The organism is Burkholderia lata (genome assembly GCF_902499025.1).
GTDB lineage: Bacteria > Pseudomonadota > Gammaproteobacteria > Burkholderiales > Burkholderiaceae > Burkholderia > Burkholderia lata_C.
Genome location: NZ_CABVPW010000003.1, coordinates 259072 through 272860, shown reverse-complemented (window position 1 = coordinate 272860; position 13789 = coordinate 259072). Strand labels below are relative to the sequence as shown.

Annotated in this window: 12 protein-coding genes; 3 read left to right on the top strand and 9 right to left on the bottom strand. The window is 66.8% G+C overall.

The window, feature by feature from the left end; all coding sequences use genetic code 11:
* The first annotated feature begins 84 nt into the window (after nt 1-84).
* Together BDI24065_RS04495 and BDI24065_RS04490 are read left to right on the top strand one after the other, a co-directional pair.
* Entirely contained in the window at nt 85-747 is a 663-nt protein-coding gene (locus BDI24065_RS04495) for a TetR family transcriptional regulator (protein WP_175030170.1), read from the top strand.
* A 323-nt stretch (nt 748-1070) separates the two neighbouring features.
* The gene (locus BDI24065_RS04490) at nt 1071-2333 is read left to right on the top strand and encodes a M23 family metallopeptidase (protein ID WP_175030169.1); all 1263 of its coding nucleotides are present in this window, start codon (nt 1071-1073) and stop codon (nt 2331-2333) included.
* A 145-nt stretch (nt 2334-2478) separates the two neighbouring features.
* Here the strand turns inward: BDI24065_RS04490 and BDI24065_RS04485 are convergent, their stop codons facing one another.
* The 8 genes from BDI24065_RS04485 to BDI24065_RS04450 all read right to left on the bottom strand — a co-directional run bounded on the left by BDI24065_RS04485 (nt 2479) and on the right by BDI24065_RS04450 (nt 11168).
* On the bottom strand, nt 2479-3204 hold the full coding sequence (locus BDI24065_RS04485) for an amino acid ABC transporter permease (protein ID WP_175030168.1): 726 nt from the start codon (nt 3202-3204) through the stop codon (nt 2479-2481).
* 2 nt (nt 3205-3206) lie between these two features.
* On the bottom strand, nt 3207-3929 hold the full coding sequence (locus BDI24065_RS04480; protein WP_175030167.1) for an amino acid ABC transporter permease: 723 nt from the start codon (nt 3927-3929) through the stop codon (nt 3207-3209).
* A gap of 94 nt (nt 3930-4023) precedes the next feature.
* Nucleotides 4024-4839, bottom strand: a complete 816-nt coding sequence (locus BDI24065_RS04475; RefSeq protein WP_175030166.1) for an ABC transporter substrate-binding protein — start codon at nt 4837-4839, stop codon at nt 4024-4026.
* 389 nt (nt 4840-5228) lie between these two features.
* On the bottom strand, nt 5229-6743 hold the full coding sequence (locus BDI24065_RS04470; RefSeq protein ID WP_175030165.1) for an agmatine deiminase family protein: 1515 nt from the start codon (nt 6741-6743) through the stop codon (nt 5229-5231).
* A 150-nt stretch (nt 6744-6893) separates the two neighbouring features.
* Nucleotides 6894-8006 carry an agmatine deiminase family protein gene (locus BDI24065_RS04465; RefSeq protein WP_175030164.1) on the bottom strand — a complete coding sequence of 371 codons (1113 nt, stop codon included), beginning with the start codon at nt 8004-8006 and terminating at the stop codon, nt 6894-6896.
* A 76-nt stretch (nt 8007-8082) separates the two neighbouring features.
* Nucleotides 8083-9195: a polyamine ABC transporter substrate-binding protein gene (locus BDI24065_RS04460; protein ID WP_254609676.1), complete on the bottom strand. Its 1113-nt coding sequence runs from the start codon at nt 9193-9195 to the stop codon at nt 8083-8085.
* Nucleotides 9196-9205: 10 nt separating this feature from the next.
* Nucleotides 9206-10120: an N-carbamoylputrescine amidase gene (gene aguB, locus BDI24065_RS04455; RefSeq protein ID WP_175030163.1), complete on the bottom strand. Its 915-nt coding sequence runs from the start codon at nt 10118-10120 to the stop codon at nt 9206-9208.
* 46 nt (nt 10121-10166) lie between these two features.
* Nucleotides 10167-11168, bottom strand: coding sequence for an agmatine deiminase family protein (locus tag BDI24065_RS04450; RefSeq protein WP_302479448.1), 1002 nt, complete (start codon nt 11166-11168; stop codon nt 10167-10169).
* 137 nt (nt 11169-11305) lie between these two features.
* Here BDI24065_RS04450 and BDI24065_RS04445 point away from each other — a divergent pair, with 137 nt between their 5' ends.
* Complete coding sequence (locus BDI24065_RS04445) at nt 11306-12235, top strand: LysR family transcriptional regulator (protein WP_175030161.1); 930 nt, start codon at nt 11306-11308, stop codon at nt 12233-12235.
* A 78-nt stretch (nt 12236-12313) separates the two neighbouring features.
* On the opposite strand, the gene BDI24065_RS04440 is transcribed toward BDI24065_RS04445, so the two are convergent.
* Nucleotides 12314-13618 carry an MFS family transporter gene (locus tag BDI24065_RS04440; RefSeq protein WP_175030160.1) on the bottom strand — a complete coding sequence of 435 codons (1305 nt, stop codon included), beginning with the start codon at nt 13616-13618 and terminating at the stop codon, nt 12314-12316.
* Nucleotides 13619-13789: the final 171 nt, after the last annotated feature.

Genomic DNA, 13789 nt, shown 5'->3' with positions numbered 1-13789 from the left:
ACGACTGATTAAATACACACCGTTTCAATCTGACCGTCACACTGTCTCAATAAAACGACAGCGAATTGTAAGGAATTTCAGGACATGGCCCGCAAGACCCGCGAAGAATCGCTCGCCATCAAGCACCGGATCCTCGACGCCGCCGAACTCGTGCTGCTCGAGAAAGGCGTGGCGCAAACGGCGATGGCCGACCTCGCCGAGGCCGCCGGGATGTCACGGGGCGCCGTCTACGGCCACTACCGCAACAAGATGGAAGTGTGTCTCGCGATGTGCGACCGCGCGTTCGCGCGCACGTCGGAAGGCTTCGACGCGGGCGAAGGGCTGCCCCCGCTCGCCACGCTGCGCCGCGCCGCGTCGCACTATCTGCAGGAGTGCGGCGAGCCGGGCCCGATGCAGCGCGTGCTCGTGATCCTCTATACCAAGTGCGAACAGAGCGAAGAGAACGGCGCGCTGCAGCGGCGCCGCATGCTGCTCGAATTGCAGATGCTGCGGATCACGAAGGCGCTGCTGCGCCGCGCGATCGCGGCCGGCGAAGTCGCCGCCGATCTCGACGTGCACCTGGCCGCCGTCTATCTCGTGTCGCTGCTCGAAGGCGTGTTCGCGTCGATGATCTGGACCAACCGGCTGCGCGGCAACTTGTGGAACGACGCCGAGGCCATGCTCGACGCCGGCTTCGACACCGTGCGCACGTCCGCCGCGCTGCAAATCCGCGCGCACAAATTGCCGGACCACGCGAAATTGTCGTAATAAATGCTGATTTAACCCGATTTACCGCACTGCGAAACGAATGAGCTGACCCCCTTTAAAATTTTTAACGTTTCGCGGAACATCGGTAGACTGACGCTGTCATCTTTCTTTAGCGTCTTCGTGATAACCGGGTACGACCCGGTACGCACGCCGCCGTTCGAAGCGGGCCCGCCCCGCGCGTTGGGTCGAACGGAAACGACACAGGCCCCTGGCGGGGCCTGTTTTGTTGCACGCCCGCCGCCCGCCCCGTCGCTGCCCGATGGATGTGCCGCCGGTGGACCCTGCCCACACCCCTTTGAACCGCTTTCCTGGATGTGGACACCTTGGTCAAGTCTGCCGCTACCCCTGATGCTTTCGCGCCCGGCCGCACGCAGCGCATTGCGCGCGCGCTCGTGCCGGCCGCCGTGCTCGGCGCCCTCGCCGCTCTCGGCCTCGCTGCGCTGCCGGCCGTGTCGCAACTGCCGGGCGCCGTCGATTCGGGCACGGCCGCGCTGCCGCAGCGCGTGCTGTCCGACACGCCGTTTCCCACCGCGCAGCATTTCGTGACGAGCGAGCTCACCCGCACGATCGGCGAGCGCAACGATACCGGCGAACGCAACGAGCGCAGCCAGCAGCCGGGCCTGTTCGCGCCGCTCAGCGCGCACCGCAACGACATGCTCGGCTATGCGAACCTGTTCCAGTTCGCGGCCCCTGAAAACCAGCACGGGATGCGCGCGGGCGACATCGAGCTCTCGCTGTCCGATACGCTGAACCGCCTCGACGTGCCGCCGGAAGTGCGCATCCAGCTCGGCGACCTCGTCAGCGGCAAGGTCGCGATGCGGGCAAGTGCGCAGCGCGGTGACTACTACCGCGTCGCGTTCGACACCAACGACGGCACGCCGCGCCTCACCGCGCTCGAACTGCGCGTCGCCGGCCGCACGTTCGGCGCGATCTGGTTCCGCGCACCGGGTGCCGAGCACGGCGCGTACTACGCGCTCGACGGTTCGCCGCTCGAAGCCGCCGCATTCACGATGCCGGTCAAGTGGACGCGCATCAGCTCGTTCTTCGGCGAGCGCATCCATCCGCTGTCGCAGGCGATGGCGTTCCACACGGGCGTCGATCTCGCCGCGCCGACCGGCACACCCGTCGACGCGGCGGCCGACGGCGTCGTGTCGTTCGTCGGCACCGATCCGGGCGGCTACGGCCGTTATGTGATCGTCGATCACGCCGACGGTTACTCGACCTACTACGCGCACCTGTCCGCGTTCGCACACGGCCTCAAGACGGGCGAGACCGTGAAGCAGGGCCAGCGCATCGGCTCGGTCGGGATGACCGGCGCCGCAACGGGCCCGCACCTGCACTTCGAGGTACGCGTCGCGAACAATCCGGTCGACCCGCTCGTCACGCTCGCGAGCGCGCAGACGGCGCTGTCCGACATGCAGCTCACCGCGTTCCGCCAGGAGGCGGCGCAATGGCGCTTCCGTCTCGCGTCGATCAATACGGCACCATTCGCGTTCGCGCAGAACGACGGGCCGCTGTGGGGCGATTTCGCGACCGATTCATCGACGCTGCGCGCGGTCTTCAATACGCATTACTCGGCGTCGTAACGCACGTGCCGCGCGCCGTTGCTCGACGAGCAGCGGTGGGCGGCCGATTCTCTACCGACGTTGCCGATACTGCGCGGCGCGCGATCCGCTGCGCAGATTCGCCGACACGTCCTCACACGCAATTCGAAACGGTAGCGGCATGCCGCTACCGCGCGGGTTCCGTATGCTCGCCCGCCACCTGCGCGACGCGTTCCGCGCGCGGCCGACGCGACAGCAGCCAGCGTGCCGCGCCATCGAGCGACGTGCACAGCACCAGATAGATCAGCGCGACGAACAGGAAGATCGGCGCCGGATAGACCATCAGCCGGTTGTTCACCTGCGTCGCGACGAACGACAGCTCCGGCACGCCGACGATATACGCGAGCGACGTGTCCTTCACGAGCGCGACCCACTGGTTGACGAACGACGGCGTCATGATCCGGATCGCCTGCGGCAGCAGCACGTAGCGCACCGTCTGCCAGCGCGTGAGCCCGAGCGACAGCCCGGCCTGCCATTGCCCGTCGCCGGCCGCGACGATGCCCGCATGCACCGCGTGCGCGAGATACGCACCGCCGATCAGCGCGAGCGCGCACACGACCGTCGCGAGCCCCGGCACGTCCATGTGCAGCAGCATGGGCATCAGGAAGTAGGTCCAGAAAATCAGCATCAGCACGGGAATCGCGCGGAAGAAGCCGATGAACGCGAGCAGCAGCACGCGTGCCGGGCCACGTGCGAGCGCCATGGCAACGCCGAGCGCGATACCGAGCACGGCCGATGCGACGGCCGACGCGATCGCGAGCAGCAGCGACAGCGCGGCGCCGCCGAGCGGCCCTTCCGGGAATGCGCCGACGAGCAGGTACGGCAGATTGGCGAACAGCAGCGAAAGATCCATCGTCAGCGCCCCGCTCCCAGCCGGTCACGCCATTGCGTGGCCGCGTATGCGCCCGCTTCGATCGCGGCCACTGCCGCGACGTACAGCACGGTCGCCACGCCGAAGGCGGCGAAAGTCTTGAACGTCTCGGTCTCGACCTGCCGCGATGCATACGACAGCTCGGCCACACCGATCGCCATCGCGAGCGACGAATTCTTCACGAGATTCATGTATTGGCCGAACAGCGGCGGCAACGCGATGCGCACGGCCTGCGGCAGCACCACGTAGCGCAGCGACTGCATCGGCGTGAGACCGAGCGCGGCTGCCGCGTCGTGCTGCGCGCGCCGCACGCCGCGCAGGCCGGCTTCGCACTCCTCGGCGACGAACGCGGCCGTATAGGCACTCAGCCCGACGCAGCCCGCGACGAATTCGAACGACGGCCAGGCGAGCGTGAACGGGCCCATGCTCACCGCATGGCGCGCGTTCAGCCACGCGACCCACGTGTCGGGCAGCAGCGACGCGACGCCGAAATACCAGAACAGCAACTGCACCAGTAGCGGCGTGTTGCGGAACGTGACGACGTACGCGGCCGCCACCGTGCGCGGCACCGCGCCGCGCGCATGCCGCATGACCGCGAGCAGCAGCCCGCCGGCGGTCGCGGCGACGGCTGACGCGGCCGCGAGGCCGAGTGTCAGCAGGAAGCCCTGCCAGAGCCAGGACAGATATTTGGGAGCCAACCCGAGCATGCTGTGTTGCGGGCGCGAAGCGCGCGATCGGAAGAAAACGGAAAGCGCCGCGCGGCCGATGGTCCGGCCGGTCGCGGCGTGCGTGCGACGCGGATCAGGTCTTGTCGCCGATCCTGAAGATGCGCGTGAGCGGCGTCTTCGTCGTCGGCCCGAACCATGCGTCGTAGATCTGCACGGCGCGGCCGTTCGCTTCGAGCCCCTTCAGCGTGTCGTTGACGAAGCCGAGCAGGCGCGTCTCGCCCTTCGGCACGCCGACACCCATGTAGTCGTTCGAGATCGTGAACGCCGGGATCTCGTAGTTCTGCTTGTCGGGCACGTTCGCGAGCAACCCGATCAGCTTCGGGCCGTCCTGCGTGATCGCCTGCACGTTGCCGGCGCGCAGCGCGGCGAACGCGAACGGCGTGTCGTCATACGCGACGATCGTCGCCTTCGGGAATTTCTCGCGCAGCGTGATCTCGTTGGTCGTGCCCTTGTCGGCGCCGACGCGCAGCGCGTTCAACTGGTCGGCCGATTTCAGCACGCCCTTCTTCGCGAGAAACTGCTGGCCCGACGAGAAGTACGGAATGCTGAAGTCGACCTGCTTCGCGCGCTCGTCGGTGATCGTGAAGTTCGCGAGCACCAGATCGACCTTGCCGGACGTCAGGAACGGAATGCGGTTCGCCGGGTTGGTCGGCTGGAGTTGCAGCTTCACGCCGAGCTTGTCGGCGAGTGCCTTCGCATAGTCGACGTCGAGGCCGACGATGTGATTGCTTTTACCGTCGACATAGCCGAACGGCGGGTTGCTGTCGAACGTTGCGACGCGCAGCACACCGGCCTTCTTGATGTCGTCGAGACGGTCCGCCTGCGCGACGGTGCCTGCGGTAATGAGCGCAGCCCCGACGAGCCACGTAGCGAGCGTGTGGAATTTCATGAGCACGACCTGATTTGTTATGAAGGCCGCCGCGGATCGCGCGGCGGCCCGGTTCGAAGAACATCGCGACCGAGTGTGTCGTCGCGAAGCCGCTAACGTATCAGCGCGTGCGGCGAATCCGAACCAACAAATGGTGCTTTGCTCTGCGGGTTTCGTGATGAGGCAAGCAAACCGGAGGCGCTGCATGGCACCGCGCGCTGCACGCCACGCGCGACCAACCGCGCCAGGGCCGGCGTGCGCCGCCGCGCGCGCCCAAAAAAAGACGCCCGCTGCAAGCAGCGGGCGCGAATCCCAGTCAAGGAGGTGTCACACGAACTACGGGTTCAGATTAAGGAAATCGCCCGTCATGGACAACGAATCGATTTCAATATCGATATGACGGGATTCGCTCACGCCGGCACCTCTCGCGTCGAACAGTGGATGCCGCCGCCGCCCGACGCGATGCCGAGGATGTCGACCTGCACGATCGCCCGGTTCCCCGCATACGGCCGGATCGCGGCGACCGCAGCCGCATCGGCCGCCGCATCGTTGAACTTCGGCATGACGATCGCGCCGTTGCATGTGTAGAAATTGATGTAGCCGGCCGCGAAATTCGTCATTTGCCGGTCGTTCAGGCTCGTACCGGCCGACGTGCCGAAATTGACCGGCGGCACCAGTTCGACGATCTGCAGCGGCCGGCCGTTCGCATCGGTCTGGCCCGCGAGCCGTTGCCGGTTGGCGTCCGTCAATGCGCGTTCGCCGGTCGAATTCGACGCGTCGTAGCAGCACGCGACCACGCCCGGCGCGAGAAAGCGCGCATAGAAATCGACGTGGCCGTTCGTGATGTCGGTCTCGCCGGCCGGCGTCGCCGCGCCGCCGGCACCGCCCGCGCCGCTGCCGCGCGGATAGGTCGCCGTGCCCGGCAGCCAGATGATCTTCTGCACGCCGAGCGTGCGCTGCAGTTCGGCGAGCACGGTGTCCTTCGCCGTCGGCAGCAGCGTCGCATTCGCGATCACGCCGTTCGGGATATCGAACAGTTGCGGATTCCGGTTCACGTGCAGCACGGACGACTCGGTGAGGATCGCCGTCGCGTCGCCGTCGAATTCGATCGCGCCGCCCTCGAGCGTCAACGTGCTGCGAATCAGGTTCGCACCTTTCGTCTGCGCCATCCAGCCCGCCACCGCGCTGTCGCGCCCGAACGGCTGGAAGAACTTGCCTGCCTTCGACCGGTTGCTCGCCGCCGCGACCTCCGGCGGGACCGCCGCGCCCGGACTCATGCCGGCGCCGTCGGTATTCGCGTTGCCCCAGCCGTTGAAATTGAAGCCGACCGCATTCAGCGCATTGTCGTTCGCCGTGCCCCTGACGAACAGGCACCCCGTGTCGCGCACCCAGAAATCGTTGAAGCCGTCGGCGAGCGGCACGAGGTTGATCCCGCCCGCACCCGCGGCGCGGGCCGCATAGCGCGCATGCAGGTCGGGATTCGCCACGCTCGCGCTCGCGAGCAGCGCGCGGGCCGCGTCGAGATCCGCCGGCAGCACCAGCATGTCGACCGGTTCGGTCGCACCGATCGCCTTCGCGACGTCCATCAGGTCGGCCCGTACGCGGTCGATGCCGGCATCCGTGCTTTGCGGCGTGACAGGCACCCAGATGCCTTCCGCGCCGGACGCGAAGGCCATGCAGGTCGACGCGTGCGGCGCATCTTCGGCCGGCAGCCGGTACGTGACCCGCCGCGTCGACGGCGTCGCGCTTGACGGCGCGGAAGCTGCGCCGGATGCACCGTCGCCACCGCCACCGCATGCAGCCAGGCTGCCCAGTAGCGGCATGCCGAGAAAGGCGGCCGAATATCGGATGAAGCCGCGCCGGCCGGTATCCGGCGTGTGTCGCGTACGCTTGCCTGCACTCGCGTGGGTACGTCGTTTCGTCATGTTTCAACTCCATTGCGCGGTCGGCGCGCACGCGTGCACGCCGGCTTCCGTCTCGCAAGACGGATTCCGCATTGTTTTCAGTAGTCCGGAACGAGCCGCTGCCCGCTACGGCCGTGCGGGCCGGTCATGCATGCCGGCCCGCGGCCGCGCTCAGGCCGGCTGCTGTTGCGTGGTGCAGTGGATGCCGCCGCCGCCCGCGGCGATGCCGTCGATGTTCAGCTGGATGACCTCGCGCCCCGGAAACAGGTCGACGAGCGTGTCGCGCGTATTGCGGTCGGCGCGGCTGTCGCCGAACTCCGGCGCGATCACCGCACGATTGCACACGTAGAAGTTGATATAGCCGGCCGCGAATTCCGCGTTCTCGTATTGATGCCGGACGGTCTTCGGGCCCGGCAGCACGACGACCTTCAACGGGCGGCCCTTCGCATCCGTGGATTTCCGCAGGATCTCCAGATGCTGCCGCGTCACCGCGTGGTCGTACGAGGACGGGTCCGGGTCGAGCCCGGCCACCACGACGCCCGGGCTCGTGAAGCGCGCGTAGAAGTCGGTATGCCCGTCGGTGATGTCCTTGCCCGCGATGCCCGGCAACCAGATGATCTTCTTCAGCCCGAGCAGCCGACTCAACTCCGCGTCGCACTGTGCCTGGCTGACGCCCGGATTGCGGTTCGGATTGAGCACGCAGCTGCGGGTGATGATCGCCGTCCCCTCGCCGTCCACCTCGATGCCGCCGCCTTCGAGCACCAGCCGCGTGTCGACCAGTCGCGCACCGGCGCGCTCCGCCACGAACGGCGCGACTTCCGCGTCCTGGTCGTGCTCCTGCTTGTTGCCCCAGCCGTTGAAATTGAAGCTCACGCCGCCGAGCTGGCCCGACGCGTTCTTCACGAACACGGGCCCCGTGTCGCGCATCCACAGATCGTCGACCGGGTGCTGGACGAGCTCGACCGACGACCCGCACAGCCGCGACGCGATCGCATAGTCCTGCTCGCGCACCAGCATCTTGAGCGGCTCGTGCGCGGCGATTGCCTTCGCGATCGCAGCCAGGTTCGCGCGCGCGACGGGCAACAGCCGCGCGCCCCAGATGTCCTCGCTCGGGCCGAACGCCATCCAGGTCGCCGTGTGCGGCGCACCCTCGTCCGGCATGTGCCAGGCTGCGCCCTGCTGCGCATGCGCGGCGCGGCCGAGCATCCCGCCCAGCGCGCTGGCGGCCAGCGCCGCCCCCGATACGGACAGGCCGCGTTTCAACAGTTGACGTCTCGTTGTCATGGCATTCCTCTTTCTCGTGCCGGTTACTTCGTTTGCTTCGGTTGTTTCAATCGTTCGGTGGCTTCGTGACGCGTGCTCAAGGTCGCGCCGTCTTGAAGCCGAGCCAGGTCCGGCCTTCCAGACGCATCGCGGCCGGCGATTCGGCGATCGGCGTGAACAGCGTACGACGCGTCGCTTCGTCCGGATAGATGCCCGGATCGCGCACCAGCGCCGGATCCATCAGCTTCAGTGCACCCTGGTTCGCATTTGCGTAGCGTGTCGAATTCGAGATCTTCGCGATCACGTCCGGACGCAGGATGTAGTTGATGAACGCATGCGCGTTGTCCGGATGTTTCGCGGAGGCCGGAATGACCATCGCGTCGAACCACATCAGGGTGCCGATCCGCGGAATGTCGTACACGACGTCGCGTTCCGGATCGCGCGCCTTCGCCTTCTGCGCGGCCAGGTTGATCGCACCGGAGAAGCCCACCGTCACGCACAGCTCGCCGTCGATCAGCTCGTTGGCATCCGACGAGTTGACGAACTCGCGGATGAACGGCCGGATCTTCATCAACATCGCCTGCGCGGCCGCATAGTCCTGCGCGGACGGATGCATCGGATCGCGGCCGATATAGCGCAGCGCCAGCGGCAGCACGGTGCTCGCGGAATCCTGCAGCCCGAGCCCGCACTTCGCGGCCACGCGCGCCGCGATCTCCGGCTTGAACAGCAGGTCGAGGCTGTCGGCCGGCATGTCCTTGCCGAGGATCGCGCGCACCTTGGCGCGGTCGTAGCCGACGCCCACGGTGCCCCACATGTACGGCACCCCGTACTGGTTGCCCGGATCGGATTGCGCCATCTGCTTCAGCAGCGACGGATCGAGATACTTCAGGTTCGGCAGCCGGTTCTTGTCGAGCTTGCGAAACACGCCGGCCTGGATCTGCTTGGCCATGAAGTCGTTGGTCGGCCACACGAGGTCGTAGCCGCTGTTGCCGGTCAGCAGCTTCGACTGCAGCGTCTCGTCGCTGTCGTACGCGTCGTAGCGCACCTTGATGCCGGTTTCCTTCTCGAAGCCGGCCAGCGTATCCGGCGCGAAGTAATTGCTCCAGTTGTACAGGTTCAGCACCTTCTCTTCGTCGGCGCGGGCCGTGCCGGCCAGCACGCACAGCGCGAGGCCCGGCAGCGCGAAGCGCAACCCTCCTTTCCGTTTCATCGCGCCTCCCTCATCGATAACACGACGACACGCCGTCGCTGGTCAGCAACGTGCGGTACATCTCCGGGCGGCGATCGCGGAAAAAGCCCCACGATTGCCGGTCGGCGCGGATCGCGTCGAGATCGAACGCATGCACGAGCACGGCTTCGTCGGTGCGGTTCGCCTCGGCCCGCTTCTCGCCGGTGTGATCCGCGATGAAGCTCGACCCGTAGAACACGCCCGTGAGCCCCTGCTGCTCCGGATTGCCGTTGCCGAAGCCGACTTCGCGGCCGATCCGGTTCGCAGCCACCACCGGCACCATGTTGGCGGCCGCGTGGCCCTGCATCGTGCGCTGCCAGTGGCCGGACGAATCGAACGCACTGCTGAACGGCTCCGAGCCGATGATGGTCGGGAAGCACAGGATCTCGGCGCCCATCAGCGCGAGGCTGCGCGCCGTCTCCGGGTACCACTGGTCCCAGCAGATGCCGATGCCGATCCGGCCGAAGCGCGTGTCCCACACCTTGAAGCCGGTGTCGCCCGGCGTGAAATAGAACTTCTCCGTGTAGCCCGGCCCGTCCGGGATATGCGTCTTGCGATAGACGCCGAGCACACGCCCGTCCGCGTCCGCCACGGCGATCGAGTTGTACGCGGCATTGCCCGCGCGCTCGAAGAAGCCTATCGGCAGCACGATGCCGAGTTCGCCGGCCAGCGCCGCGAAACGGGCGATCTGCGCGTTGCCTTCGAACGGCTGCGCGAGTTCGAGATGACGCACGTTCTGGTCAAGGCAGAAGTACGGCATCGCGAACAGCTCCGGGCACAGCACGAGATTCGCGCCCTGCGCGGCGGCCGCGCGAATCAGGCGCTCCGCGGTGGCCATGTTGTCTTCGAGATTCCAGCTGCCCGACGCCATCTGGACGGCGGCGACGGTGATGTGTTTGGACGGCATTGCGATTGCTCCTCGGTGGGACCGGAAACCGCTGACGAAACGTCGCTCAGTTCGCGACGGACGGCTGCTGCTGCGTCGAACAGTGGATGCTGCCGCCGCCGATCGACAGCGTCGGGATCGGCAGCATCTCCACGTTACGCCCCGGGAACGCGCGACTGAATACCTCGCGCGCGGCCCGATCCTGCTCGACGCCGAACGCGGACACGATCACCGCGCCGTTCACCAGAATGTAGTTCGCATAGCAATCGCAATAGCGTTCGGAACCGAAGCGTTCCGTAACGATCGGCGACGGCAGGTCGAGCAGCTCGAAGCGGCGCCCCGCCGCATCGGTCGCGAGCTCCAGCGCGCGACGGTTTTCCCGCATCACGTGAAAATAGTCGCCCTGCTCCGGCAGCGCCGTCTGGCACAGCATCCGGCCAGGCGCGATGAACGACGCGATGCCGTCCACGTGTCCGTTCGTCTCCACTTCGTCCGGATTGCCCGGCAGCCACACGATCTTCTCGACGCCCAGCATGCGGCGCAGCTCCGCCTCCATCTCCGCGCGGCTCAGATGCGGATTGCGATTCGGATGCAGCAGACAGCTCTCGGTGGTGACCAGCGTGCCCTGCCCGTCGACGTAAAACGAGCCGCCCTCCAGCACCATGTGTGAATTGAAGATCTCCGCGCCGGCCGCGCGGGCGATGTCCTGCCCGGCCTGCTGGCAGCCGTCGTACGGCTGGTACTTCTCGCCCCAGCAGTTGAAGCGGAATACGGCCGCGCCCAGCCCGCGCTGTTCGCTCACGAGGAAGATCGGCCCGCAGTCGCGCAGCCAGTTGTCCTCGGCCGCGACCGGCAGCACGTCGACGCTCGCGCCGAGCAGCTCGCGCGCGGCATCGGCCTGGCTGTGATGCGCGGCCACCACGCAGCGCTGGTAGCGGGCGATCGTCCGCGCGACCAGCACGAATTCGCGGCACACCTGCGCGTAGTGGCTCCCCCACAGATCCTCGCGATCGTGGAGCACCGGCCATCCGAGCCACGTGGCGTCCATGGATTCCCATTCCGCGGGCATCCGGTAACCGCGCTGGCGAGCATCAAAGCGACCCATCGTTCAGCCTCCGTTGTGATTGATGGCCGATTGTGCGTCAGGTTAAACTTGATGAATATTGATATTTCTTGGCCGAATCAATCAATTCATCTCATACCTCGATGCAACGCGTTCCGTCCCTGAAACTGCTGACCGGCTTCGAAGCCGCGGCCCGGCTGGGCAATTTCTCGCGCGCGGCCGACGAGCTGCACCTGTCGCAATCGGCGATCAGCCATCAGATCCAGCAGCTCGAAGCCCAGCTCGGGCAGCCGCTGTTCCGCCGGCGCGGCCGTGGCGTCGAACTGACCATCGCCGGCGAGGTCCTGCAGCGCAGCGTGCAGCGCGCGATGGACACGTTGCGCGGCGGCCTCGACCGCATCGCGACCTACCTGAACCCGGGGCTCGTCGTGCTGGTATGTCCCGCGCCGTTGCTGCACGGCTGGCTGCAGCCACGCCTCGAGCAGTTGCAGCAGGTCCTGCCCGACCTGTGCCCGCTGCTGTCGACCGACGAAACCGCGCGCTATGTCGACGAAATCGACGTCGACATGACGATCGGCACGCGGCCGATGCTGCAGCCCGGCCTGCTCGATATCCCGTTCATGCGGGACGAATGGGTGACGGTGTGCGCGACGCCGCTGGCCGAGCAACTCGAACGCGTGCCACGCGACGAGCACCCGCGGCATGCGGGGCTCATCTGTCTCGAAGCCAGCCTGACCGACGAGCGCCTGGCGACGGTGTTTCGCGAGCGGCTGTCGGCGTTCCGGATGCATGCGATCTACGACGACCAGCGGCTCGTGCTGGACGCCGTGCTGCGCGGCCGCGGCATCGCGTGCCTGCCGCGCCTCGTCGCGCAGGCGGGCATCGACCAGCGCGCATTGACCGTGCTCGCCGATTACCCGCGCCTGCCCGGCACCACGTGGTGGCTGTCGCGCATGGAAGGCCCGTCGCGCTCCCCGATCGTCGAGCGGATGTTCGAATGGCTGGTCGAGCAAGGCAGCCGGTCCGGCGCCTTCGATCCGGCGCCCGCCCACGAACCGCCACCGCCCGCGTAATCGCACGCCGCAAAAAAAAACGTCCCGCCGGCTGGCGGGACGTTCGTCATGATGCCAATGCGCGCAATGCGCAGCCGGTCACGGCTCGTGACGCAGATACCCTTCCTTGCTCGGATCGCGCATCCGCCACGACACGAGCAGCGAGATCGCGCACAGCACGGTCACGTACCAGTAGAAGGTCTCCTCGCTGCCGATCGACTTGAACCACAGCGCGACGTACTCGGCGGAGCCGCCGAAGATCGCGTTCGCGACCGCATACGACAGGCCGACACCCATCGCACGCACTTCGGGCGGGAACATCTCGGCCTTGATCAGCCCGCTGATCGACGTGTAGAAGCTGACGATCGCGAGCGCGACGGTAATCAGCACAAATGCGGCTACCGGGCTCGTCACGTCCTTCAGCGCATGCATCAGCGGCACCGTGCCGATCACCGCGAACGACCCGAACAGGATCATCGACGTGCGGCGGCCGATCTTGTCGGACAGCGCGCCGAACACCGGCTGCATCAGCATGTAGACGAGCAGCGCGACGGTCATCACGTTGCTGGCCGTCTTCGCATGCATGCCGGCCGTGTTCACGAGGTACTTCTGCATGTACGTCGTGAACGTGTAGAAGATCAGCGAGCCGCCGGCCGTGAAGCCGACCACCGTGAAGAACGCACCCTTGTGCTGCCATACGCCGCGGATCGTGCCCGCGTTTTTCTTGTCGCGCGATGCGGTCGTCGACGTCTCGTCGAGCGACTTGCGCAGGTACAGCGAGATCAGCGCGGCCGCCGCGCCGACCACGAACGGAATGCGCCAGCCCCACGCCTTCAGTTCGTCGGCCGACAGCGTCTGCTGCAGGATCACGAGCACGAGCAGCGCGCACAGCTGGCCGCCAATCAGCGTCACGTACTGGAACGACGCGAAGAAGCCGCGGCGGCCCTTCAGCGCCACCTCGCTCATGTAGGTCGCGCTCGTGCCGTATTCACCGCCCACCGACAGCCCCTGGAACAGCCGCGCGACCAGCAGCAGCGCCGGTGCGAGCGCGCCGATCTGCGCATAGGTCGGCAGCACCGCGATCACGAGCGAGCCGCCGCACATCATCAGCACCGAGATCATCATCGCGTTGCGACGGCCGTGGCGGTCGGCGATACGACCGAACAGCCAGCCGCCGATCGGACGCATCAGGAAACCGGCCGCGAACACGCCGGCCGTGTTCAGCAGCTGCGTCGTCGTGTTGCCGCTCGGGAAGAACGCCGGCGCGAAGTACAGCGCACAGAACGAGTAGATGTAGAAGTCGAACCACTCGACGAGGTTGCCCGACGAGGCGCCGACGATGGCGAACACGCGCCGCCGGGTGTCATGCGCGGACAGCGCAGCTTGGTCGGTCTGGACGTCCATGGATTGGTCAGTTCCTTTTAGTGCTTTCTGGGCGAGACGGCTGGGGCCGCCGCGTGCGGTCGCACGTGGCACCGGTTCCGGCGCACGGCGCTACGGGATTTTAGCGAAATGTAAAGTAACAGGCTCTCCGGGTTCGTCCGGATGTAGAAAATTTTTCTCCCGCCACGCGTT

What these genes read in the sequence shown, in the direction of transcription:
- BDI24065_RS04460 (WP_254609676.1), bottom strand. Translation starts at nt 9,195, where the DNA reads ATGAAACGGAAAGGAGGGTTGCGCTTCGCGCTGCCGGGCCTCGCGCTG.
- BDI24065_RS04495 (WP_175030170.1), top strand. Translation starts at nt 85, where the DNA reads ATGGCCCGCAAGACCCGCGAAGAATCGCTCGCCATCAAGCACCGGATC.
- BDI24065_RS04485 (WP_175030168.1), bottom strand. Translation starts at nt 3,204, where the DNA reads ATGGATCTTTCGCTGCTGTTCGCCAATCTGCCGTACCTGCTCGTCGGC.
- BDI24065_RS04445 (WP_175030161.1), top strand. Translation starts at nt 11,306, where the DNA reads ATGCAACGCGTTCCGTCCCTGAAACTGCTGACCGGCTTCGAAGCCGCG.
- BDI24065_RS04480 (WP_175030167.1), bottom strand. Translation starts at nt 3,929, where the DNA reads ATGCTCGGGTTGGCTCCCAAATATCTGTCCTGGCTCTGGCAGGGCTTC.
- BDI24065_RS04440 (WP_175030160.1), bottom strand. Translation starts at nt 13,618, where the DNA reads ATGGACGTCCAGACCGACCAAGCTGCGCTGTCCGCGCATGACACCCGG.
- BDI24065_RS04470 (WP_175030165.1), bottom strand. Translation starts at nt 6,743, where the DNA reads ATGACGAAACGACGTACCCACGCGAGTGCAGGCAAGCGTACGCGACAC.
- BDI24065_RS04475 (WP_175030166.1), bottom strand. Translation starts at nt 4,839, where the DNA reads ATGAAATTCCACACGCTCGCTACGTGGCTCGTCGGGGCTGCGCTCATT.
- aguB (WP_175030163.1), bottom strand. Translation starts at nt 10,120, where the DNA reads ATGCCGTCCAAACACATCACCGTCGCCGCCGTCCAGATGGCGTCGGGC.
- BDI24065_RS04465 (WP_175030164.1), bottom strand. Translation starts at nt 8,006, where the DNA reads ATGACAACGAGACGTCAACTGTTGAAACGCGGCCTGTCCGTATCGGGG.
- BDI24065_RS04450 (WP_302479448.1), bottom strand. Translation starts at nt 11,168, where the DNA reads ATGCCCGCGGAATGGGAATCCATGGACGCCACGTGGCTCGGATGGCCG.